The organism is Aestuariivirga litoralis, from assembly GCF_003234965.1.
GTDB lineage: Bacteria > Pseudomonadota > Alphaproteobacteria > Rhizobiales > Aestuariivirgaceae > Aestuariivirga > Aestuariivirga litoralis.
The window spans coordinates 197921-218905 of sequence record NZ_QKVK01000003.1 but is presented as its reverse complement, the minus strand read 5'-3'; the positions used below and the strand labels follow the sequence as shown (position 1 = coordinate 218905).

Below are 20985 nucleotides of genomic sequence, written 5' to 3'. Positions count from 1 at the left end.
CGCGCCGGGCTCCTCAGCCGAAATTCCAGCGGGCGAGATAGGCGGGCGCCAGCGGCCCCAGCTCGCTCCTCAGGAAGATGGCGAGGGCCTGGCGCTCCTCCAGCGCCAGGGCCGACTGGTGGGCCTTCAGCAGTCCGGGGTCGCCGCGGGTCTGCGAACCGGATGGCTGGTTCCTGTCATACCAGGCCACGCCGTCCTTGCGGATCCAGTCCATCTTCGCCGGATCAAAGGCGGCGGCGATGCCGAGAAAGCCGAAGATGGTGCGCAGCGACTCGTCGCTGCTGACGAGGTCATCGTAGCTGACCACCAGCTTCTCGCCGGGGAAGGCATCGAAGAGCTGGATGTTGCGGCAGTATTGCTTCATCGCCACCAGGTTCTTGTCGAAGGCGCGCACGAAGCTTTCCGCCGGGTCGCGCAGCAGGAGCAGCGCCTTGGCGTAGCTGGTGCTGCCATCGGCGTTGAACAGCGGCGCGAAGGGGCCCACCGGCGGCCCCCGGTGGCCGGCATAATGGGTGCGGTGGAAGAGCAGCGGGCCGTCCTTGACGAGGTGGACCTTGCCGGGCGTGCGGCGGCCGCTCAGCACCTCGCAGGCGTGGCGGACGAGGTTGAGGCCGGAGCGTTCGGCTGAAATCACAAGCGTCTCGGGAAAGGGCGCGTGGCCGTTCCGGAATTCACTCACCTGAGGGCTCTCCTTCCGGCTGGTTCGTGCCGGTAAATCAAATGGTTAACAGCAAGGCCGAAGGGCGGCGGACGAAACTTTCCCGTCGACGTGCCGGACTTGGATTGATAGAGCAGCAATGTCGGAATCAGTGCTGATGATCAACGTCAAAATGCGAAGCGCCGGGGCATGATCCTCTCCCACAGCCACCAGTTCATCTTCCTCAAGACGCGCAAGACCGGCGGGACCAGCTTCGAGATCGCGCTGTCGAAATATGCCGGCCCGGAAGATGTGGTGACGCCCATTGCACCGGCCGACGAGAAGATCCGCGCGGCTCTGGGCCATGGCGGCCCGCGCAACCACCTCGGCGATGCCGGCCCCGCGGCACCGGGCGGGCAGCATCCGCCTGGCTTGCGTTTCTACAATCACATGGAGGCGGCGGAACTGCGCGCCCTTGTGCCGCAACCGGTGTTCGACGGCTATCTGAAGGTGGCGATCACCCGCAACCCCTTCGATTATGTGGTGAGCTGGTATTACTGGGAACGGGCGCGGCACGGGCCGACCTCGCCGCAGGATTTTCGCGTCTGGCTCAAGTACCATCATCTGAGGCAGCCGGAGATCGAGGCCGCCTACCGGCGGCGGCAGCACACCAATCCCGGCGTCTTTGCCTCCAATCGTCTCATCACCCATGTCGATGGCCGGAGCGTGGTGGACCTCATGATCCGTTATGAGGATTTCGAGCATGACGTGCCAGCCTTCGCGGCCCGCGTTGGCCTGCCGGCCTCGCTCTATCGCGAGTTCAGCGAGATTTCGGCCAAGGGCGGCTACCGTCCGGCCTCGGCCACCAGCCGCGCCATGTTCGAGGGCTTTCCCGAGGGCCGCGCGCTGATCGAGAAAATGTTCGCCGAGGACATCGAAACCCACCACTATGCCCTGGCCTAGCGGGCGGGCCGTCCATCACCGGCCCTGCCCTGCCAGATCAACCGCGAAAGCGCATCATGCCGCCCGACACACGCACCCTCTTCCAGAAGGCCCTGGCGCTGCACCAGAGCGGTGATGCCGCCGGCGCGCAGGCCATGTACCGCAAGGTGCTGAAGCATGACGCGCGGCACTTCGACAGCCTTCACCTGCTGGGGCTGACCTATGTGCAGCAGGGAGACCTGGCGCGTGGTGCCGAGCAGATTTCGGCAGCACTCGCGGTCCGCCCCGACTTCGCCGAAGCCCACTACAATCTCGGCCATGCGCTTCTGAGCCTCGGCCGCCCCGCCGACGCACTGGCAAGCTTCGATCGCGCCATCGCGCTCAATGGCAGGGACCCGCTGTCGCATTTCGAGCGCGGCAATGCGCTGAAGGAGCTCGGCCGCGGCGCCGATGCGATGCAGAGCTTCGAGGCGGCGCTCAGCCTGGCGCCGCGCTTCGCCGATGCCCACAACAACATCGGGGTGCTGCTCAAGGACGAGGGCCGGTTCGAGGAGGCGCTTGCACATTACGACAGGGCGATCAGCCTCAGGCCCGGCTATGCCGAGGCCCACAGCAACCGCGGCAATGTGCTGAAGGAACTGGAGCGTCTCGACGAGGCGCTGGCGAGCTATGACCGCGCCATCGCGCTCCGGCCCGACTATGCGGAAGCCTACAGCAACCGCGGCAATGCGCTGGCCCGGCTGGGCTGGCCGGAACGCGCGCTGGAAAGCCATGACCGCGCCATCGCGCTCCGGCCCGATTATGCCGAAGGCCACAACAACCGCGGCAACGCGCTGAAGGACCTGGGGCGCCTCGACGAGGCGCTGGCGAGCTTCGACACGGCCCTCCGGCTGCGGCCGGATTATGCCGAGGCCCTCAGCAACCGTGGCGGCGCGCTGGCGGAGGCAGGCCGCCTCGGCGAGGCGCTGGCCGATCACGACAGGGCCGTGAGCCTGAAGCCCACGTCCGCCGAGGCGTGGTGCAGCCGCGGCAATGCGCTGGTCGACCTCGGCCGCATGGCGGATGCGCTCGCCAGCTACGAAGAGGCGATGCGGCTGAAGCCGTCCTTCGCCATGGCGCGCTACAATGCATCGCTGGTGGCGCTGCGGCAGCGCGATTTCGCCACGGGCTTCGACTTCTACCGGTCGCGCTTCGCAGCGGAAAGGCCGGGTGCGCGCGGACCCGAAACAGCGCTCCCCGCCTGGGACGGCGCCACCTGCGACGGCGAAGTCCTGCTGTGGGCGGAACAGGGGCTGGGTGACGAGGTGTTCTTCGCCGCCATGTTGCCGCTCGTCGATCCGGCACAGAGGATAGCGCTGTCGGCGGACAGGCGGCTGCACCCGGTGCTGGCGCGTGCCTTCCCGCATGTCAGGCTGATCGGCCGTGAAATGACGGAACAGCGTGTGGAAGGCCCCTTCGCGGCGCAGGCGCCGGTGGGCGACCTCGGCTTCCTGCTGAAGCTCGACGCGGCCCGCATCGCCCGGCGCCGCTCCCCCTATTTCACCGCCGATCAGGCGCGGCGCGCCGCGCTGCAAGCGGCGAATGCTTCCGCCACCGGCGAACTGGTCTGCGGCGTGGCGTGGCGCAGCGGCAACAAGAAGCTTGGCCACCACCGCAGCGTGGCACTCGCCGACTTCGCGCCGCTTCTGCAGCTCCCTGGCCTGCGCTTCGTCAATCTCCAGTACGGGCAGGTGGAAGAGGAGATCGCCGCCGTGGCCGCACGGCTCGGCAGCACCGTGCACATCGCCCGGGATGTCGACGTGTTCAACGACATCGAGGGCCTGCTGGCGCTGATCGACGCCTGTGACGTCGTGTTCACCACCGACAATGTCACCGCGCATCTGGCGGGCGCCCTGGGGAAGCCCGCGGTGGTCATGGTTCCCGCCGGACAGGGCCGCCACTGGTATTGGGGGGGCGAGAGCCCGAGCCTTTGGTATCCGAGCCTCACGCTCGCCTATCAGCAGGACCCCGGCTCATGGCGCGAGCCCGTCACCGAGGCGTCGCAATTCGTTGCTGGCATGCTGGCGCGGGCCCAAGGCTGAGGTGCGGAGTATTGCCACAGCATTTTGAAGCGCAAGGTTGATTGCACCTTCAGATTGTTTCAAATAGTAGCCTGAGAGTGGCTGATTGTCGTGAGGGACGCGAAATGACACGAAAAGGCTCGCTCGGCGTGCGGGGAATTGTGGCATTGGTGATGGTGCTGCCCCTGCTGGCAGCCTGCAAGCAGGAGGCGGAGGCGCCGCCGGCGCCGCCGCGCCAGGTGCGGACCACCGTCATCGCGGAAATCCAGGGCGCCACCACCGTCAACCTCACCGGCCGCATCGAGGCCGAGGACGAGGTTCCGCTGGCCTTCCGCATCGGCGGCAGGCTGCTCGAGAACGGCGGCAAGCTGGGCGAGCGGCTGCAAGCCGGCGACCTCGTGGCCCGCCTCGAATCGCAGAACGAGGAGAACCAGCTGCGTGCTGCCACGGCGGCGCTGGCCGCCGCCCAGGCGCAGTACAACCAGGCGGCCGGCCATTATGACCGGCAGCGCACCCTGTTCCGCCAGGGCTGGGCGACGCGCGCCGCCTATGAAACCGCTGAAAAGGGCAAGAACACCGCCGCCGCGCAGGTCGAGGCCGCAGAAGCGCAGCTGAGTGCCGCGGAAGACCTGCTCGGCTTCACCGAATTGCGCGCCGACCAGGACGGCGTGATCACCACCGTCGGCCCCGGCGCCGGCGAGGTGGTGACGCCGGGCCAGATGATCGTGCGCGTGGCGCGCCAGGACGGGCGCGACGCGGTGTTCGACGTGCCGTCGCAGGTGATCCGCTCCGCGCCCGCCAACCCGGACATCATGGTCTCCCTCGCAGATGACCCGACGGTGAAGGTGCGCGGCCATGTGCGCGAGGTATCGCCGCAGGCCGATCCCATCACCCGCACCTTCAAGGTCAAGGTGACGCTGGAGAACCCGCCGGAAGCGATGCGCCTCGGCGCCACCGTGAACGGCGTGATGACCACGGTGCAGGATGCGGTGATCGAGGTGCCGGCAAGTGCCCTGACCCGCGCCGAGCAGAGCCCCGCCGTATGGGTCGTCGACCCGGCGAACCAGACGGTGGCGCTGCGCCCCGTCTCGGTGAAGCGCTTCGGCGAATATCTCGTGGCCATCGCCGATGGGCTGAAGGCGGGTGACGTCGTCGTCACCGCCGGCGTGCAGGCGCTGCACCCCGGCCAGCAGGTGCGCCTGCTCGAGAGCCAGCAATGAAGGGCTTCAATCTCTCCGAATGGGCGCTGAAGCACCGCTCCATCACCATCTACCTGATGATCCTCGCGGTGATCGCGGGGCTTGGCTCCTATTACCGCCTCGGCCGCAGCGAGGACCCGTCCTTCATCATCAAGACCATGGTGGTGCAGGCGCAGTGGCCCGGCGCCACCACGGAAGAAACGCTGAAGCAGGTGACGGAGCGCCTCGAGCGCACGCTGCAGGAAACCCCGCACCTCGACTTCCTTCGCAGCTTCACCCGCGCGGGCGTGTCGACGATCTTCGTCAACCTCGACGGCAAGACCAATGCGCAGGAGGTGACAGATACCTGGTATGAGGTGCGCAAGTCCGTGGGCGACATGCGCCACACGCTGCCCGCCGGTGTTCTGGGCCCTGGCTTCAACGACGATTTCGGCGATACCTTCGGCATCATCTATGGCGTGACGGCGGATGGCTTCAACCACCGTGAACTGCGCGACCATGTGGAGGCCCTGCGCGACAAGCTGCTCGGCGTGCCGGATGTCTCCAAGGTCGAGCTGCTGGGTGTGCAGGACGAGACCGTCTACATCGAGTTCTCGATGGAGGAGCTGGCCAATCTCGGCATCGACCGCTCGCAGCTGCTTGCCGCCCTGCAGGCGCAGAACGCCATCCGCCCGGCAGGCCAGATCGAGACCGGTGACGAATCGATCGCGCTGCGCGTCTCCGGCGCCTTCGAGTCCGAGCAGGACCTTGCCAACGTGAACTTCGCCATCGGCGGCCGCATGCTGCGTCTGGCCGACATCGCCACCATCCGCCGCGGCTATTCCGACCCGCCGCAACCCCTGTTCCGGGTCAATGGCGAGCCCGCCATCGGGCTCGCCATCGCCATGCGCGACGGCGGCGACATCCTGGCGCTCGGCAAGAACATCACCACCGTGATGAACGATGCCAAGGCCGAACTGCCGCTCGGCATCGAACCCTTCCTGGTCGCCGACCAGGCGGTGACCGTCGACCATGCCATTTCCGAATTCATGGAATCGCTGTGGCAGGCGATTGCCATCATCCTGGTCGTCAGCTTCATCAGCCTCGGTGTGAGGCCGGGCCTCGTCATCGCGCTCGCCATTCCGCTGACGCTCGCCATCGTCTTCGTGGTGATGGACTTCGTGTCGATCGACATGCAGCGCATCTCGCTCGGCGCCCTCATCATCGCGCTGGCACTTCTCGTCGACGACGCGATGACGACGACGGACGCCATGCTGACGAGGCTGGGCGAGGGCGACGACAAGATGTCGGCCGCCACCTTCGCCTACCGCACCTATGCCTACGCCATGCTGGCGGGCACCTTCGTCACCATGGCGGGCTTCGTGCCCGTGGGCTTCGCGGCGAGTTCGGCGGGCGAATACACCTTCTCGCTCTTCGCAGTGGTGTCGATCGCGCTGGTGGTGTCGTGGTTCGTGGCGGTGGTCTTCGCGCCGCTCCTCGGCGTTGTCATCCTGAAACCGCCGAAGAAGAAGGAAGGCGGCCCCGGCATCGTGTTCCGTGCCTACCGCGCCTTCCTTTCGGGCGCCATCAAGGTGAAGTACCTCACCATCGCCGTGACGATTGCGCTGTTCATTGCCTCGCTCATGGCCATGCCGCTGATCCCGCGGCAGTTCTTCCCGTCCTCCGACCGGCCGGAACTGCTCGTCGACCTCAGCCTGCCGCAGAATTCCTCGATCTATGCCTCCGAAACGGCGGTCGAGCGGCTCGATGCGCTGCTCAAGGGCGATCCGGACGTCGAGCGCTGGTCGAGCTATGTCGGCCGCGGCGCCATCCGCTTCTACCTGCCGCTCAACGTGCAGCTGCCCAACGCCTTCTTCAGCCAGGCCGTCATCGTGGCCAAGGACGTGGCAGGGCGCGACCGGCTGCAGGCGAAGCTGCAGGAGGCCCTCGCCAAGGACTTCCCCAATGCGGTGAGCCGCGTCTATCCGCTGGAGCTGGGTCCTCCCGTCGGCTGGCCCATCCAGTATCGCGTCAGCGGTCCCGACCTCTCGAAGGTGCGTGACATCGCGCTGAAGCTCGCCGCCACGGTCTCCGCCAATCCCAGTGTCGAGAACGTCAACTTCGACTGGCTCGAACCCGCCCGCCAGCTCCGCATCAAGATCGACCAGGACGAGGCGCGGCAGCTGGGCTTGAGCTCGCAGGCGGTGGCCCGCATCCTCGACACCGTGGTCTCCGGCGTGCCGGTGACGCAGATCCGCGACGACATCTACCTGGTCAACGTCGTGGCCCGCGCCACGGGTGACCAGCGCGTGTCGCTTGACGGGCTGCGCACGCTCCAGGTGCCGCTGCCCAGTGGCCGCACCGTGCCGCTGGCCCAGTTCGCGCGCTTCGACTACGAGCAGGAATATCCGCTGATCTGGCGCCGCGACCGCACGCCGAACCTCACCGTCCAGTCCGACCTCCGCCCCGGCGTGCTGCCGGAGGAGGTGGTCTCGGCACTCGACGGGCCCATCGCCGAGCTGCGCCAGTCACTGCCCGCCGGCTATGCGATCACGGTGGGCGGCACGGTGGAAGAGAGTGCGAAGTCGCAGGCCTCGGTGCTCGCCGTCGTGCCCGTGATGCTGATCATCATGCTCACCGTGCTGATGTTCCAGCTGCAGGGCTTCCAGCGCCTCATCATGGTGCTGAGCGTCGGGCCGCTGGGCATGATCGGCGTGGTCGGAGCCCTTCTTCTCTCCGGCAGGCCGCTTGGCTTCGTCGCCATCCTCGGCATCCTGGCGCTGCTCGGCATGATCACCAAGAACGCGGTGATCCTGCTCGGGCAAATCGACGCCGAGCGGGCGGCAGGCAAGGACGTGTTCAATGCGGCGGTGGATGCGTGCTCGGCGCGCTTCCGGCCGATCATGCTCACCGCGGTGTCGACCGTGCTCGGCATGATCCCCATCGCCTGGACGGTGTTCTGGGGGCCCATGGCCTTCGCCATCATGGGCGGGCTGCTCGTCGCCACTGTGCTCACCCTCATCTTCCTGCCCACGCTCTACGTTACCTGGTTCGGCTGGCAGGAAAGGAAAGACGGCGCCAAGCCGAAGCTTCCGGCTGAGACGCCTGCGCCGCAGGCCTGAGCCAGCATGGAGGGCGGGGCGAGCAAGGACACCAGACCGGCCGTGGCGCTGCTGCTGCGGTCGGCTGCCTATTTCCTGTTCTGGGTGGTGCTGGCCGGCACCGCCGCCAAGGACCTTGCCGCCGGCCTCGTCACCGCCGTCATCGCGGCCTGGCTCAGCCTGCAGCTCATTCCGGCGGGCGAGATGACGCTGCGCCCGGGCCGGGCACTGTCGCTGTTCGCCCGCTTCCTGTGGCAGAGCGTGGTGGCGGGCGTCACCGTGGCGCGGATCGTACTCACACCGCGGATGCCGCTCCGGCCGGGCATGGTGGCCTACCGCACGGCCCTGCCGCCCGGCAACCGCCGTTTCCTGTTCATGACCTATGCCAGCCTGCTGCCCGGCACGCTGCCCACGCGAACGGATGAGACCGACCTCATCGAGGTCCATGCGCTTGATTGCGGCCAGCCCGTGGCGGAGCTCCTGGCGGAGGAAGAGGCGCGGCTCTCGGCCGTTCTGGCTGAAAGGCCCTCGGCATGACCGCCTTCTACTTCGCGGCGGGGCTGTTCATCCTGCTCACCATCGCGGGCGGGCTGGTGCGGGTGCTGCGCGGGCCGGGAAGTTCCGACCGCTTGATGGCCGCCCAGCTCAGCGGTTCGGGCGGCGTGGCGGTGCTGCTGCTGCTCGCCGCTGCCATGGGGCAGACGGCGATCATCGACGTGGCGCTGATGCTGGGCATCCTCGCGGTCTTCGCCTCGGTCGGCTTCGTTACCTGGCGGAGCGACGGCAATGGCTGATCTCTTCACCATCCTTGCCGTCAGTGCCGGCGCGGTGCTGTTTCTCGCCGGCACGCTGGGCCTGCTGCGCTTTCCCGACACGCTGACCCGGCTCCATGCGCTGACCAAGGTGGACAATCTCGGCCTTGGCCTCGTGGTTCTGGGGCTGCTGCCGCAGCTGGGCTGGCTGGCCGCCGCGAAGATGCTGGCGGTGTGGCTGCTCGTCCAGCTCTCCGGCGCCGTCGTGACGCAGATCCTGGCGCGCAGCGTGCGCGGCGAGGGCGAGTCATGATGGAGACGGGCTTCGATGTCGTTCTTGCCCTGATGCTGTTGGGCGTGGGTGGCTGGAGCATCATCGCGCGCAACATGATGACGGCGGTCATCATCTTCATCGCCTATGGCCTGCTCCTGTCGCTCGCCTGGGTCAGGCTTCATGCCGTCGACGTGTCGCTCACCGAGGCCGCCATCGGCAGCGGCGCCACGGGCCTTCTGATGGTCATCGCCGCCCACAAGGTGGCAGGCGACAGCCAGCGCGTGGTGCGGCTGAGCCGCGGCTTCCACGTGCTGGCAGCGGTCTTCGCCACCCTCGTCGCCATCGGCATCGCGTCGCTCGCCTTCGTCCTGCCGGGTGCACCCGTCTCGCTCGCCGCGCCGGTTCTGGAGCGGCTGCCCGAAAGCGGTCTCGGCAACCCGGTGGCCGGCGTGCTCTTCGTCTATCGCAGCTTCGACACGCTGCTCGAAAAGGTGGTGCTGCTGCTGGCGCTGATCGGCGTGTGGGCACTGGCGCGCGACCAGGACTGGGGTGGCGTTCCCGGCCTCCGGCTGTTCCAGCATCCCCACAGCGTGCTTATGCTGCTCGCCCGCACCCTGCCGCCCATCGGCTTCGTCTTCGCCATCTACATGACATGGGCGGGGGCGGACGTGCCGGGCGGCGCCTTCCAGGGCGGCACGGTGCTGGCGGCGATGTGGATCCTCGTCATGGTGGCGGGGGTGCGCAGGGTGCCGCGCGTCTCCTCGCCGCTGCTGCGGCTCGCCATCGTGGCGGGGCCGCTGGTATTCCTTGCCATCGGCTTTCTCGGCTTCGTCGCGCCGGGCGTCTTCCTCGCCTATCCGGATGGCCTCGCCAAGCCGCTGATCGTGGTGATGGAGGTGGCCCTCACGCTGTCGATCGCCGTCATCCTCGGCCTGCTCATCGCCGGGCCGCCCAGGGCCAAGGACTCAGCATGAGCGCCGTGCTGCTGTTCTGGCTGGCGGGATCGGGCCTCATCGGGCTCGCGGTCTATGGGCTGATCGTCAATCCGCACCCGCTGTGCAAGCTGCTGGCCCTCAACCTGCTGGGCTCCGGCGTGTTCCTGCTGTTCGGCGTCATCGCCCGGCGTGGTGCTGCGGCGGGGCTGGGCGGCGATCCGGTTCCGCAGGCGCTGGTGATCACGGGGATCGTCGTTGCCTTCTCGGCCACCGCCATCGCGGTGGCGCTGCTCTTGGCGCTTCATGCCGAGGCGGGCGAAGCCTCGCTCGACCAGGAGGACGAAGAGCCGTGATCCCGCTTCAGGCCATTGCCGAAACGGGCACCACACCGGGCGGCGCGCTTCTGGTGCTGGGCATCGTCATGCCCGCCGTGGCGCTGGTGGCGCTCATCGGCCTCGGCGGCCGGGCGGCACGGATGATCGTCGCCGCGGCGCTGCTGTTCCAGCTCTATGTGGCCGTGCGCGTGGCGCTGCTGGTTGCGGGCAGCGCCACGCCGCTTGCCTATGTGGTGGGTGGGTTCCAGCCGCCGCTCGGCATCACGCTGCGCGCCGATGGCGTTTCGGCGCTGATGATGGTGGTGAGCGCGGTGATCTTCCTCGGTGCCGCCAGTTTCGCGTGGAAGGATTTCGCGCAAGCCAGGGGCCAGCCGGAGGCGCGGCTGTCGCTGATCTTCTGGTCGGCGCTGCTCGCCATGGCGAGCGCCCTGAACCTGCTCTTCACCTCGACCGACCTGTTCAACCTCTATGTCGGGCTCGAGCTTCTCACCTTCGCCGCCATTCCCGTGGTGGCGATCAAGGGCGGCGCGGAAACGCTGCGCGCTGCGCTGCGCTATCTGCTCTTCGCGGTGTTCGGCTCGATGCTCTATCTCTTCGGCATCGTGCTGATCTATGGCGCCTATGGCACGCTGGCGATTTCCGCCATTGCGGCACAGGTCCAGCCCAATGCGGCGACACTGGCCGCGGCGGGCTTCGTCACCGTGGGGCTGCTCGCCAAGACGGCGCTGTTCCCCTTCCACCTGTGGCTGCCGCCCGCCCATGCGGGTGCGCCGGCGGCAGGCAGCGCCGTGCTCTCCGCCCTGGTCGTCAAGGGCAGCCTGTTCCTGCTGATGCGGCTGTGGTTCGACACCTTCCCCAGCCTGCGCGAGCCGGCGGACATGCAGCTCCTGGCGTTTCTCGGTGCGCTCGCGGTGATCATCGGCAGCGTCACGGCGCTGCGCCAGCCACGCCTCAAGCTGCTCGTCGCCTATTCGACGGTGGCGCAGATCGGCTACATGTTCTTCGTCTTCACCCTGGTGCCGAAGACTGCCGGCGACATCGTCGCGTCGGCGGCGTGGACCGGCGCCTGGCTGCAGGTGGTGGCCCATGCCTTTGCCAAGGCCGGCATGTTCCTTGCCGCAGGCCTGGTGGCGGAGGTGCTGGGGCATGACCGCATCCGGGACCTGGGGGGCTTGAGCGCGCGGGCGCCGCTGGTGGTGCTCACCTTCGCCATCAGCGGCCTGTCGCTGATGGGCCTGCCGCCGAGCGGCGGCTTCTCCGCCAAGTTCATGCTGCTGGCCGCCGCTCTGGCCGAGGGGCACTGGGTGTGGGCCACGGTCATCATCGCCGGCGGCGTGCTGGCGGGCGCCTATGTCTTCGCCGTGCTGGCGCGCATGATGGCGGCACCGACAAAGGCTGCCGAACTGGCCAGCATCGGCCGCACCCGCCAGTTGATCGCGCTGGGGCTCGCCTCCGTGTCGGTGCTGATGGGCCTCATGCCGCTGCACCCCATCGCCTTCTTCGAGATCGGGAGGTTCCCGTGATCGTCACGATCATGGCGATGATCCTCCTGCCGCTCGCCATGGCGCTGCTGCTGCTGTCGGCGCCGCTGGGCAGGCTGGTGCCGCGCCTTCTCGGCGTCGCTCCGGCGCCCGCCCTGCTTCTCCTGCCGATCGCGTGGGAGGGCAGCGTCAGCTCCTACACCCTGCTCGGCAGCTGGACCGCCATCGTGGACCAGGCCGGGGCGCTGCTGCTGGCGGCTTCGGGCCTGTTGTGGATGATCGGCGGTTTCGCGGCGAGCCAGTGGCTGAAGGGCCGCGAGGGCGCGGGGCGCTTTTCCCTGTGGTGGCTGCTGACGCTGTCCGGCAGCCTCGGCGTCTTCGTGGCGGGTGACGTCGTGAGTTTCTACGCGCTCTATGCGCTGGCCAGCCTTCCCGCCTATGGCCTCATCGCCTTCGGCGGCGGCGAGGAGGCGCAGCGGGCTGGCCGTGCCACGCTGGCGGCAGCCCTCATCGGCGAGGCGCTGATCCTCGCCGCCTTCGTGCTGCTCACCGTCGAGGCGCAGGGCCAGGGGCTGGCCATCGCCACGGTGATGCACGCCCTGCCGGCCTCGCCCGAGGCGGGCCTCGTCATCACGCTCGTCGTCGTTGGCTTCGGCCTCAAGATCGGACTCTTCCCGCTGCATGGCTGGATGCCCATGTCCTATGCGGCAGGGCCGCTCGCCGCCGCGGCCGTGCTCAGCGGCGCCACGTCGAAGGCCGGCCTCATCGGCCTCATCCGCTTCCTGCCGCTCGATGCGCCGATGCCGGTGGCGGGCGGCATGATCCTCGCCGCCGGCCTGTTCTCAGCCTTCTACGGCGCGGTGCTGGGGCTCACGCAGAACAATCCGCGCAGCGTGCTCGCCTATTCCAGCATCAGCCAGCTCGGGCAGATGGCGGCGGTGCTGGGCGCGGGGCTGGCCGCCGGCGTGCCGGGGGCGGGCAGCATCGTTGCCTTCTACGCGGTCTATCACGTGCTCACCAAGGGTGGCCTGTTCCTGATGCTCGCGGCCGCGAGACCACCGCTCTGGCAGCTGCTGCTGGCGGGCGTGCTGGCGCTCGGCTTTGCCGGCCTGCCGCTGAGCGGCGGCGCGCTCGGCAAGCTGGCCTTCAAGGATGTTGCGGGCAGCGGCGTCACCGGCCTCCTCTTCGCGCTCGCCGCCACCGGCAGCACGGTGCTGATGCTGCATTTCCTGCGGCTGGTGAAAGCCGCCCCCGCGGCGGCGAAGCAGGAACCGCTGCCCGGCTGGGCCTGGATCGCCGCCGGCCTCGCCGCGACGCTGCTGATGTGGAGCCTGTTCGGCGCCGTGACGGGCGTTGCGGCGGGTTATGCGCTGAAGCCCGGCGTGCTGTTCGAACTCGGCTGGCCGGTTGCGGCGGGTGCTGCCATCGCCTGGGCGCTGGCCGCGGCGGGCACGCAGCTGCCCCGCATCGAGCCGGGTGACGTCGGGGCGCGCGCCATCGCCATCGCCGAGCGCGAAGCGCCGCGCCTCGCCCGCCTGGCGACGCGCTTCGAGATCCGCGCGCACCAGTGGCAGGTGTCGACGCTCACCCTCGCCGTGGTGCTGATCCTGTGGGTGGTGCTACAAGGCTGGCTGGCGCCGCACTGATGCGGGCTGCGGGGCGATCCATCAACTGGCGGGAGGCCGGCGCGACATGACATCCCACGCCACCACGGCGGTCTCCCATGATGCGCTGAGGCGCATAGAGGGGTGGCTCGCCTGGACCGACTTCGCAATCATGCGCCGGCTGGTCAGCGAGCAGAATGCCACTGGCGGCGCCGTCGCCGAAATCGGCGTCCACCACGGCAAGTCCTTCATTGCGCTCGCAGCCTTCTCCGGCCGACGCCCGCTCTACGCGGTCGATCTGTTCGGCGACCAGGCCAGCAACATCGACAAGTCGGGTGCCGGCAGCAGGGAGCGTTTCGTCGCCAATCTCGACCGCTTCGGCATCGACCGGCGGCGCATCACCATTGATGAGCGCCTGTCGTCGGCCGTCACCGCCGATGACATGCGCCGCGTTGCAGGGGCCGTGTCGTTCTTCCATGTCGATGGCGGCCACCATTTGGCGGCGGTGACGGGCGACATCGACCTCGCGCTCTCCGTGCTCACCGATGATGGCATCATCGCCTTCGACGACACCTTCCGCCCCGAATGGCCGGAGGTCAGCATGGCGGTGTTCGGGCATGGCCGGCTCCAACAGGATTTCCGGATGTTTGCAATCGGCTTCAACAAATCCTTCTGGTGCCGGCCGGAGCATGTGGCGCGCTACCGCGATGCGCTGCTGGGTGACGATGAATTGATGGCCTTGCTGATGAAGCAGCATGAGGTGGACGACAGGCACATCCTCGTCTTCCAGACCTATCCCTTGCCGGAATGGCCGTTGCGCAGGCAGCTGTCGTGGTGGTTGTCGGTGTACTGGCCCGGTCTCTACCGCCGCATCAGGCAGTGGCGCAGGTAACGCAGCAGGCCAGCGGCGATCCCGCAGGCTTGCAGAGGGGACTACCGCAAAATCAATGATGAGGAGAAAATTGGAGCGGGCGAGGCGAATCGAACGCCCGACCCTAACCTTGGCAAGGTTATGCTCTACCCCTGAGCTACGCCCGCTTCCATGGCCTGACCGGCAGTTGCCGGTGGGTGGGCGCCTTATTGCCTAACTCGCCGGCAAATGCAAGAAGAAGATCATCTCAATCTTTCACAAGGGAAATTCGGCCGCCATGCCCGCGACCCGCGATGATCTTTTTGCCCGTTTCAAGGCCCTGGGCCTCGACACCACCACCCGCGACCATGCCCCCGTCTACACAGTGGAGGAGGCCCAGGCACTGCGCGGCGAGATCCCCGGCGGGCATTGCAAGAACCTGTTCCTCAAGGACGACAAGGGCAATATCTGGCTGATCGTCTGCCTCGAGGAGGCGCAGGTGGACCTGAAGGCCGCACCGGCCAAGATCGGCTCGCGGCGGCTGTCCTTCGGCAAGGCGGAGCTGTTGAAGGAGGTGCTGGGAGTGGAGCCCGGCTCGGTCACCCCGTTCGGGTTGATCAATGATACCGAAAAGCGCGTCAACGTTGTGCTGGACGCCGCCATGATGGCGCATGAGCTGGTGAACTACCATCCGCTCGAGAACACCGCGACCACCACCATCCGCTCCGCCGACCTCGTCACCTTCATCCGGTCCTGCGGGCACGAGCCGAAGGTGGTGGCGGTGGCCTGAGGGCGCCGTCATTGAAAAGAAGAATGGTTTGCTCCACATAGGGAGCAGAGACAGTTTCGAAGGGCAGTTCCATGAGCATGACATTCGGCGGCCAGCCCACCGGCAGCCCCGCCCCGGCCGCGGCGGGCGACCTCATCAAGGATTCCAACACCCAGAGCTTCATGCAGGACGTGATCGAGGCGTCGCGCCAGCAGCCTGTGATCGTCGATTTCTGGGCGCCGTGGTGCGGCCCCTGCAAGCAGCTCGGACCCGCACTCGAGAAGGTGGTCAAGGCCGCCAACGGCAAGGTGCGCATGGTCAAGATCAACGTGGACGAGAACCAGCAGCTCGCCCAGCAGATGCGCATCCAGTCGATCCCCGCCGTCTATGCCTTCGTCAACGGCCAGCCGGTCGATGGCTTCATGGGGGCACTGCCCGAGGGCCAGATCAAGCAGTTCGTCGACCGCCTCGGCGGCCAGGGCAGCATGGCCGAGGAGATCGAGGCGGTGCTGGCGGATGCCCGCGCGCTCGAGGCCGAGAAGGATCACCAGCACGCGGCCCAGCTCTTCGCGCAGCTCCTCCAGGTCGACCGTGAGAACGTGGGCGCCATCGCCGGGCTGGTGCGCTGCGAAATGGCGCTGGGCGACCTCGAGAATGCCCAGAAGACGCTGGCCCTCGTGCCGCCGGCCAAGGCCGGCGACCCCGAAGTGCTGAGCGTGAAGGCGCAGCTCGAACTGGCGCTCAACCCGGTCGATACCTCCGAGATCGGGGCGCTCAAGGCCAAGGTCGAGGCGAACCCGGATGACTTCCAGGCGAGGCTCGAGCTCGCGGTGCTGCTCAACGGTGCCAACGAGCGCGAGGCGGCCACCGACCAGCTGATCTACGTGATCAAGAAGATGCGCGCGTGGAACGACGAGGCGGCGCGCAAGCAGCTGGTGAAGTTCTTCGAGGCCTGGGGCCCCAAGGACGAGTTCACCCTGGCCGGCCGGCGCAAGCTGTCCTCCGTGCTGTTCTCCTGATGGGCATCTTCGACCGTTATCGCGGGCCGCAGGACCTGGCCCAGCGCATCCCGGTGTTTCCGCTGGCGGGCGCCCTGCTGCTGCCGCGCGCCGACCTGCCGCTCAACATCTTCGAGCCGCGCTATCTCGCGATGATCGAGCATGCGCTGTCAACCGACCGGCTGATCGGCATGATCCAGCCCGCGGCCGATGACGAGGCGGCGGATGTGCCGAAGCTGATGAAGGTCGGCTGTGTCGGCCGCATCACCTCGTGGTCCGAGACGCCCGATGACCGGATGCTGATCACCCTCACCGGTGTCAGCCGCTTCCAGGTCGTCGACGAACTCGACGTCGACACGCCGTTCCGCCAGGTGATCGCCAACTACCATCCTTTCGCGGCTGACCTCGCCATGGGTGCTGGTGCTGCGGAGGTGAACCGTCCTGCACTTCTCAAGGTGTTCCGCGACTATCTCGACGCCAACAACATGAGCGCCGACTGGAAGGAAGTGGACTCCGCGCCCACCGAGGTGCTGGTCAACACGCTCTCGCTGCTCGCACCCTATCCGCCGCAGGAGAAGCAGGCGCTGCTCGAGGCGCCCGACCTCAAGACGCGCGCCGACGTTCTCGTGGCCTTGACCGAGGTGGCGCTCGGCAAGATGGGCAAGGGCGCCAAGCCGCGCCTGCAATAGGATTTCACCATGGCCGATATCCGCACCGATCCGCGCCTGCTCGAACTGCTTGTCTGCCCCGTCACCAAGACGAGACTGCAATATGATGCGGAGAAACAGGAGCTGATCTCGCGCGCGGCGGGGCTGGCCTATCCCATCCGCGATGGCATCCCGATCATGCTTCCCGACGAGGCGCGCGAGATCAACCGTGAGTGAGCCCTGGCCGGAGGAGCTGCGGCTCGCAGAAGGCGGCCGCGAGCTCCATGTACGCTTCGACTCAGGCGAGCAGGTGGCGCTGGCGGCCGAATACCTGCGCGTCGAGAGCCCCAGTGCCGAGGTGAAGGGCCATGGCCCGGGCCAGGAGCAGCTGGTGTGGGGCAAGCGCAACGTGAAGATCAGCAGGCTCGAGCCGGTGGGCAGCTATGCCGTGCGCATCATCTTCGATGACGGTCATTCGACTGGGCTCTACACCTGGCCCTACCTGCTGAAACTCGGGCGCGAGCACTGCAACATGTGGCCCGCCTATCTCGACAAGCTCAAGTCTGCGGGCTTCAGCCGCTAGCCGGTTTCGTCGCGCTCGAGGCGGCGCTCCATCTCGGCGATGATTGCCTTGTAGCGTGGGTGATCGCGCAGACTTTCGAGGTCGGTATCGTTGCGCACCCAGGTCACGTAGCGCGGCTGCATCTGCTGCACAGCCCGATGCAGCAGTTCCACCGCCTGTTCCGTTTCGCCAAGAAGCGCATAGGTGCAGGCCAGCAGATAGGCGCCGCGCGGCTCGTCCGGTGCCATGGCCAGTGCGCGATCGGCCCAGGCAATCGCCGCGTCGCGGCGGCCGAGTTCCGCCAGAACCGAGGAGCCGTGAAACAGCGCACTGGCATCGTCCGGGCGCTGCGCCAGGATGCGCTCGATGCGCGCAAGCGTGCGGCGGCTGGCATCGGCCGCTTCGGCCCGCCGACCCAACGCATTGTAACTCTGGATGGCAAGCGCGAGGGCCAGGAACTCGCCTTCGGCAATGCGGGCTGCAGCCTCGAGATGATCAATGGCAGATTGCGCCTCGCCTAGCTCGGTACAGGTGCGTCCGAACAGGAACTGCACATCATAGGAGTCCGGGTCGAGTGTCTCCGACAGGCGATGCGCCGCAAAGGCGTCCTCATAGCGGCCCAACCCGCACAGCACCCGTCCGCGCGCGGCATGCGCCAGGGCCAGCGTGCCATCGAGCCGCAGGGCGCTTTCGGCCGCGGCGAGGCCGGTGTCGCCGCCGCCCGTCATTTCATGCAGGGCGATCTGTGCTGCGGCCACCACCGCCCAGGCCTCGGCATAGCGTGGATCGAATGCGATGGCCTGCTGTGCAAGCTGCAGGGCCTGGCGGGTGTCCTTGGCGGTGTTGCTGTAGCGGAAGAAGCGCGCCTGCAGCAGCAGATTGTAGGCGTCGATGCTCTGTGTCCCGCGCCGCTCGATGGCGCGCTTCTCCTCTGGCAGCAGCGTCAGCCTGAGGGCGCTGACGATCGCCGCGGAGATCTCGTCCTGCATCGCGAAGATGTCGGTCATGTCGCGATCGAAGCGTTCGGCCCACAGGTTGGTGCCGGTTGCTCCATCTCCAAGGCTCGCAGAAATGCGCAGCCGGCTCCCTGACTTGCGCACGCTGCCATGCAGCACGTAGCGTGCGCCGACCTCGCGCGACATCTGCGGCACGGCAAGCGTCTTGCCCTTCATGGCAAAGGAGGTATTGCGCGACACTACCGACAGCGCCCCGATCTTGCTGAGATCGGTGATGATGTCCTCGCTGATGCCGTCGGAGAAATATTCCTGGGCAGGATCATCCGACAGGTTGGCGAAGGGGATGACGGCGATCGCCTGCCTCACCGGTGCGTCCGGTGTCCCGGCGCTGGGGGGCTTGTCGCTTGTGCCGCCGGCCAACGCAAACAGGCGCGGCGGGTTTTCGATGTTCTTGAGCGGCACCGCGCCGAGCTCGGTGAAGCGGGCGGTGATCTTGCCGTGCACCTGCTCATGCGCGTTGGCCGAGAGCACCACCGAGCCGGGCTCCGCCACCGCTGCGATGCGGGCCGCGACATTGACCGCATCGCCGAAAATGCGCGTGCCGCGCCGCACCACCTCGCCGACATTGACGCCGATGCGCAGCTGCATGGCCGTGGAGGCAGCCTCCTCGCGCATCGCTGTCTGAACGGCGATGGCGCATTCCGCGGCGCGCACCGAACTGGGAAAGGCCGCCAGCATGCCATCGCCCGCGGTGTCCACCACGAAGCCGCCAAAGGCACCCACCATGCGCTCGAGCAGCGACTGGCACTGTTGCAGGCCGCTGAGCGTTGCCGCCTCGTCGCGCGCCATGAGGCTTGAATAGCCCGCAACATCGGCGATGAGCATCGCCAGCAGCTGCCGCTCTTCGGACATCGTGTTCAAGCTTCGCGCGCCCCTCTTGCGGCGCTCAGGATGCACTGTCCACCTGCCGATGGCAAATGCCGCGGGGCAGCGGATGGCCGGCAACCTTGTCGCAACTTAGCTGGCAAGCAAGACTGGTTGAAAGTCATCCCACATCGACAACCGGCGATTGGCGGGCCGCTAGACCCTTTCGCCGCGCAACAGCCGCGGCAGGTCGCCCGAGATGCCGGCGGCTTCCGAGACGAACATCGACTTCATGCCGCCCATGCGGTTGACGGCAAGCAGCCCGGCGCGGCGGATCAGTGTGAGCACCGGGTTGGTGTTGGCGAAGAGGCGGTTCATGCCGTCCATCATCGCGCCCGTCGCCACCGTGTCGAAGCGGCGCCACTGGGTGTAGCGGTCGAGCACCGCCTCGCTGCCGATGTCGAGGCCGAGGCCCGCCGCATCATGGATGCAGTCGGCCAGCGCCGCCACATCGCGGAGGCCCAGGTTGAAGCCGAGGCCTGCCAGCGGGTGCAGCACATGCGCGGCATCACCGACCAGCGCCAGGCGCGGGGCGGTGAAGGTCTCGGCCAGATACATGGCGAGCGGATAGCCGTGGCGGCCGGAGATCAGCTTCACCTCGCCCAGATGCGTACCGAAGCGCAGCTTCAGCTCTTCCTCGAAGTCCTCCATCGGCAGCGCCAGCATGCGCTGGGCCTGCTCGGTGCGTTCGGACCAGACGAGGGACGAGCGGTTCCCGGGCAGCGGCAGGATGGCAAAGGGGCCTGACGGCGTGAAATGCTCCTCAGCACGGCCATTGTGGGGAAGCTCGTGCTCCACCGTGGCGACGAGGCCCATCTGGTCATAGGGCCAGCCGACCAGCTTGATGCCCGCCGCCTCGCGTGCGGGCGAGTTGCGGCCGTCGGCGGCGACGATGAGGGAGGCCTTCAGCGCCGTCCCGTCGGCAAGCGTCACCGCCGCTAGGCCGGGCTTGAAGTGATAGTGCTCCACCGCCTGGCCAACGCAGAAGCGGATGTGGGGCGACGCCTGCGCGGCCTCCAGCATGGCGCCATAGAGGAAGCGGTTCTCGATCATGTGGGAGGAGGGGCCGCCCTTCATGTCGGCCTCGCCGAACTGCAGCAGCACGGGACGGGCTCCCCCCGGCACCGCGCTGTCGGTGACGATGATCTCGGCCATGGGTTGCGCCTCGTGCGCCACCTTGTCCCAGATACCGAGCGCCTCGAACATGCGGCGCGCCGCGGCGGTGATGGCGGAGGCACGGCCATCGAAGGCATTGGTCGAGAAGGCGCGCGGGTCCTTCGCGTCGACCACCACGACATCCAGCGGGCGCTTCACGTGGCGGCCGCCCAGCGCGAGAGCGGCGGCGAGGCCATTCAGCGCGGCGCCGATGACGATGATGTCGTGTGGCTTGGTCATGGGGTCCTGTTTCGCCCGTTTCGGCAGTGAAATACAGGTGGTTCTGCGTCGCGGATCAGTGCCTTAACATTAGGCAGACACACCGCCCATGCCGCAGCCTGCCTGTTTTTTCATCACATACCCAAGGTGGTGACTCAATTTTCACCACGGGAATCAAGGGTTTAGCTGCAGCGCACAATTGGCACGAAACTTGTGATGCACCTGTCACACCAAAACGGGGAGCACGCATGAAATTCATAATTGCAGTGATCAAGCCTTTCAAACTGGAAGAGGTGCGCGAAGCGCTGGGTGCGCTGGGCATCCAGGGCATCACGGTGACGGAAGTGCGCGGCCACGGCCGGCAGCGCGGCCACACCGAGTTCTACCGCGGTGCGGAATACACCGTGAGCTTCGTTCCCAAGGTGAAGCTCGAACTCGCGGTCGACGAGCACATGGCCGACAAGGTCATCGAGGCGATCCAGACCACCGGCCAGACCGGCCAGATCGGCGACGGCAAGATCTTCGTGCTGCCGCTCGAACAGGCCGTCCGCATCCGCACCGGCGAGTCCGGCACGGCGGCACTCTAATCACAGCATCAGGGAGCAG

At 67.5% G+C, this 20985-nt stretch carries 21 protein-coding genes and 1 tRNA gene; 18 read left to right on the top strand and 4 right to left on the bottom strand.

Features of this window, described 5'->3' with window-relative positions:
* Window positions 1–13 precede the first annotated feature (13 nt).
* Window positions 14–679 (bottom strand): hypothetical protein, encoded by a 666-nt coding sequence (locus DK847_RS08305; protein WP_111197674.1) that lies wholly within the window; start codon window positions 677–679, stop codon window positions 14–16.
* Window positions 680–847: 168 nt separating this feature from the next.
* On the opposite strand from DK847_RS08305, the gene DK847_RS08300 reads away from it, so the two are divergent.
* The 12 genes from DK847_RS08300 (at window position 848) to DK847_RS08245 (ending at window position 14191) form a co-directional block, all read left to right on the top strand.
* On the top strand, window positions 848–1600 hold the full coding sequence (locus DK847_RS08300) for a sulfotransferase family 2 domain-containing protein (protein WP_111197672.1): 753 nt from the start codon (window positions 848–850) through the stop codon (window positions 1598–1600).
* A gap of 56 nt (window positions 1601–1656) precedes the next feature.
* On the top strand, window positions 1657–3660 hold the full coding sequence (locus DK847_RS08295) for a tetratricopeptide repeat protein (RefSeq protein WP_111197671.1): 2004 nt from the start codon (window positions 1657–1659) through the stop codon (window positions 3658–3660).
* A 104-nt stretch (window positions 3661–3764) separates the two neighbouring features.
* Window positions 3765–4859 (top strand): efflux RND transporter periplasmic adaptor subunit, encoded by a 1095-nt coding sequence (locus DK847_RS08290; RefSeq protein WP_111197669.1) that lies wholly within the window; start codon window positions 3765–3767, stop codon window positions 4857–4859.
* Window positions 4856–7939 carry an efflux RND transporter permease subunit gene (locus DK847_RS08285; protein ID WP_111197667.1) on the top strand — a complete coding sequence of 1028 codons (3084 nt, stop codon included), beginning with the start codon at window positions 4856–4858 and terminating at the stop codon, window positions 7937–7939. The genes DK847_RS08290 and DK847_RS08285 overlap by 4 nt, the downstream gene beginning before the upstream one ends.
* 42 nt (window positions 7940–7981) lie before the next feature.
* Window positions 7982–8455 carry a Na+/H+ antiporter subunit E gene (locus DK847_RS08280; protein WP_161957193.1) on the top strand — a complete coding sequence of 158 codons (474 nt, stop codon included), beginning with the start codon at window positions 7982–7984 and terminating at the stop codon, window positions 8453–8455.
* Window positions 8452–8712, top strand: coding sequence for an MrpF/PhaF family protein (locus DK847_RS08275; protein ID WP_111197663.1), 261 nt, complete (start codon window positions 8452–8454; stop codon window positions 8710–8712). The genes DK847_RS08280 and DK847_RS08275 overlap by 4 nt, the downstream gene beginning before the upstream one ends.
* Complete coding sequence (locus DK847_RS08270; RefSeq protein ID WP_111197662.1) at window positions 8705–8983, top strand: cation:proton antiporter; 279 nt, start codon at window positions 8705–8707, stop codon at window positions 8981–8983. Before DK847_RS08275 ends, DK847_RS08270 begins: the two co-directional genes overlap by 8 nt.
* Window positions 8980–9918, top strand: a complete 939-nt coding sequence (locus DK847_RS08265; RefSeq protein WP_111197660.1) for a hydrogenase subunit MbhD domain-containing protein — start codon at window positions 8980–8982, stop codon at window positions 9916–9918. The genes DK847_RS08270 and DK847_RS08265 overlap by 4 nt, the downstream gene beginning before the upstream one ends.
* Window positions 9915–10232 (top strand): NADH-quinone oxidoreductase subunit K, encoded by a 318-nt coding sequence (locus tag DK847_RS08260; protein ID WP_111197658.1) that lies wholly within the window; start codon window positions 9915–9917, stop codon window positions 10230–10232. Before DK847_RS08265 ends, DK847_RS08260 begins: the two co-directional genes overlap by 4 nt.
* A complete protein-coding gene (locus tag DK847_RS08255; protein WP_245414559.1) occupies window positions 10229–11737 on the top strand; it encodes a complex I subunit 5 family protein in 1509 nt (502 codons plus the stop codon). Before DK847_RS08260 ends, DK847_RS08255 begins: the two co-directional genes overlap by 4 nt.
* On the top strand, window positions 11734–13341 hold the full coding sequence (locus tag DK847_RS08250) for a proton-conducting transporter transmembrane domain-containing protein (RefSeq protein WP_111197657.1): 1608 nt from the start codon (window positions 11734–11736) through the stop codon (window positions 13339–13341). The genes DK847_RS08255 and DK847_RS08250 overlap by 4 nt, the downstream gene beginning before the upstream one ends.
* A 46-nt stretch (window positions 13342–13387) precedes the next feature.
* A complete protein-coding gene (locus DK847_RS08245) occupies window positions 13388–14191 on the top strand; it encodes a class I SAM-dependent methyltransferase (protein ID WP_111197655.1) in 804 nt (267 codons plus the stop codon).
* Between the two features lie 71 nt (window positions 14192–14262).
* On the opposite strand, the gene DK847_RS08240 is transcribed toward DK847_RS08245, so the two are convergent.
* Window positions 14263–14337, bottom strand: a tRNA-Gly gene (locus DK847_RS08240).
* A gap of 110 nt (window positions 14338–14447) precedes the next feature.
* Here DK847_RS08240 and DK847_RS08235 point away from each other — a divergent pair.
* The 5 genes from DK847_RS08235 to DK847_RS08215 all read left to right on the top strand — a co-directional run bounded on the left by DK847_RS08235 (window position 14448) and on the right by DK847_RS08215 (window position 17146).
* Window positions 14448–14939, top strand: a complete 492-nt coding sequence (locus tag DK847_RS08235) for a prolyl-tRNA synthetase associated domain-containing protein (RefSeq protein WP_111197653.1) — start codon at window positions 14448–14450, stop codon at window positions 14937–14939.
* A 77-nt stretch (window positions 14940–15016) separates the two neighbouring features.
* The gene (gene trxA, locus DK847_RS08230) at window positions 15017–15937 is read left to right on the top strand and encodes a thioredoxin (protein ID WP_111198141.1); all 921 of its coding nucleotides are present in this window, start codon (window positions 15017–15019) and stop codon (window positions 15935–15937) included.
* Window positions 15937–16605 (top strand): LON peptidase substrate-binding domain-containing protein, encoded by a 669-nt coding sequence (locus DK847_RS08225; protein WP_111197651.1) that lies wholly within the window; start codon window positions 15937–15939, stop codon window positions 16603–16605. Before trxA ends, DK847_RS08225 begins: the two co-directional genes overlap by 1 nt.
* A gap of 9 nt (window positions 16606–16614) precedes the next feature.
* Window positions 16615–16800 (top strand): Trm112 family protein, encoded by a 186-nt coding sequence (locus tag DK847_RS08220; RefSeq protein WP_111197650.1) that lies wholly within the window; start codon window positions 16615–16617, stop codon window positions 16798–16800.
* Window positions 16793–17146 (top strand): gamma-butyrobetaine hydroxylase family protein, encoded by a 354-nt coding sequence (locus DK847_RS08215; protein ID WP_245414558.1) that lies wholly within the window; start codon window positions 16793–16795, stop codon window positions 17144–17146. Before DK847_RS08220 ends, DK847_RS08215 begins: the two co-directional genes overlap by 8 nt.
* On the opposite strand, the gene DK847_RS08210 is transcribed toward DK847_RS08215, so the two are convergent.
* Window positions 17143–18993, bottom strand: a complete 1851-nt coding sequence (locus tag DK847_RS08210) for an adenylate/guanylate cyclase domain-containing protein (RefSeq protein ID WP_111197646.1) — start codon at window positions 18991–18993, stop codon at window positions 17143–17145. The genes DK847_RS08215 and DK847_RS08210 overlap by 4 nt on opposite strands.
* Window positions 18994–19161: 168 nt before the next feature.
* Window positions 19162–20400: an FAD-dependent monooxygenase gene (locus DK847_RS08205; protein ID WP_111197644.1), complete on the bottom strand. Its 1239-nt coding sequence runs from the start codon at window positions 20398–20400 to the stop codon at window positions 19162–19164.
* A gap of 227 nt (window positions 20401–20627) precedes the next feature.
* Between DK847_RS08205 and DK847_RS08200 the strand changes: the two genes are divergently transcribed.
* On the top strand, window positions 20628–20966 hold the full coding sequence (locus tag DK847_RS08200; RefSeq protein WP_111197642.1) for a P-II family nitrogen regulator: 339 nt from the start codon (window positions 20628–20630) through the stop codon (window positions 20964–20966).
* The last annotated feature ends 19 nt before the right edge of the window (window positions 20967–20985 follow it).

What these genes read in the sequence shown, in the direction of transcription:
- DK847_RS08270 (WP_111197662.1), top strand. Translation starts at nt 8,705, where the DNA reads ATGGCTGATCTCTTCACCATCCTTGCCGTCAGTGCCGGCGCGGTGCTG.
- DK847_RS08205 (WP_111197644.1), bottom strand. Translation starts at nt 20,400, where the DNA reads ATGACCAAGCCACACGACATCATCGTCATCGGCGCCGCGCTGAATGGC.
- DK847_RS08260 (WP_111197658.1), top strand. Translation starts at nt 9,915, where the DNA reads ATGAGCGCCGTGCTGCTGTTCTGGCTGGCGGGATCGGGCCTCATCGGG.
- DK847_RS08290 (WP_111197669.1), top strand. Translation starts at nt 3,765, where the DNA reads ATGACACGAAAAGGCTCGCTCGGCGTGCGGGGAATTGTGGCATTGGTG.
- DK847_RS08245 (WP_111197655.1), top strand. Translation starts at nt 13,388, where the DNA reads ATGACATCCCACGCCACCACGGCGGTCTCCCATGATGCGCTGAGGCGC.
- DK847_RS08220 (WP_111197650.1), top strand. Translation starts at nt 16,615, where the DNA reads ATGGCCGATATCCGCACCGATCCGCGCCTGCTCGAACTGCTTGTCTGC.
- DK847_RS08210 (WP_111197646.1), bottom strand. Translation starts at nt 18,993, where the DNA reads ATGTCCGAAGAGCGGCAGCTGCTGGCGATGCTCATCGCCGATGTTGCG.
- DK847_RS08295 (WP_111197671.1), top strand. Translation starts at nt 1,657, where the DNA reads ATGCCGCCCGACACACGCACCCTCTTCCAGAAGGCCCTGGCGCTGCAC.
- DK847_RS08235 (WP_111197653.1), top strand. Translation starts at nt 14,448, where the DNA reads ATGCCCGCGACCCGCGATGATCTTTTTGCCCGTTTCAAGGCCCTGGGC.
- DK847_RS08265 (WP_111197660.1), top strand. Translation starts at nt 8,980, where the DNA reads ATGATGGAGACGGGCTTCGATGTCGTTCTTGCCCTGATGCTGTTGGGC.
- trxA (WP_111198141.1), top strand. Translation starts at nt 15,017, where the DNA reads ATGACATTCGGCGGCCAGCCCACCGGCAGCCCCGCCCCGGCCGCGGCG.
- DK847_RS08225 (WP_111197651.1), top strand. Translation starts at nt 15,937, where the DNA reads ATGGGCATCTTCGACCGTTATCGCGGGCCGCAGGACCTGGCCCAGCGC.
- DK847_RS08285 (WP_111197667.1), top strand. Translation starts at nt 4,856, where the DNA reads ATGAAGGGCTTCAATCTCTCCGAATGGGCGCTGAAGCACCGCTCCATC.
- DK847_RS08200 (WP_111197642.1), top strand. Translation starts at nt 20,628, where the DNA reads ATGAAATTCATAATTGCAGTGATCAAGCCTTTCAAACTGGAAGAGGTG.
- DK847_RS08275 (WP_111197663.1), top strand. Translation starts at nt 8,452, where the DNA reads ATGACCGCCTTCTACTTCGCGGCGGGGCTGTTCATCCTGCTCACCATC.
- DK847_RS08300 (WP_111197672.1), top strand. Translation starts at nt 848, where the DNA reads ATGATCCTCTCCCACAGCCACCAGTTCATCTTCCTCAAGACGCGCAAG.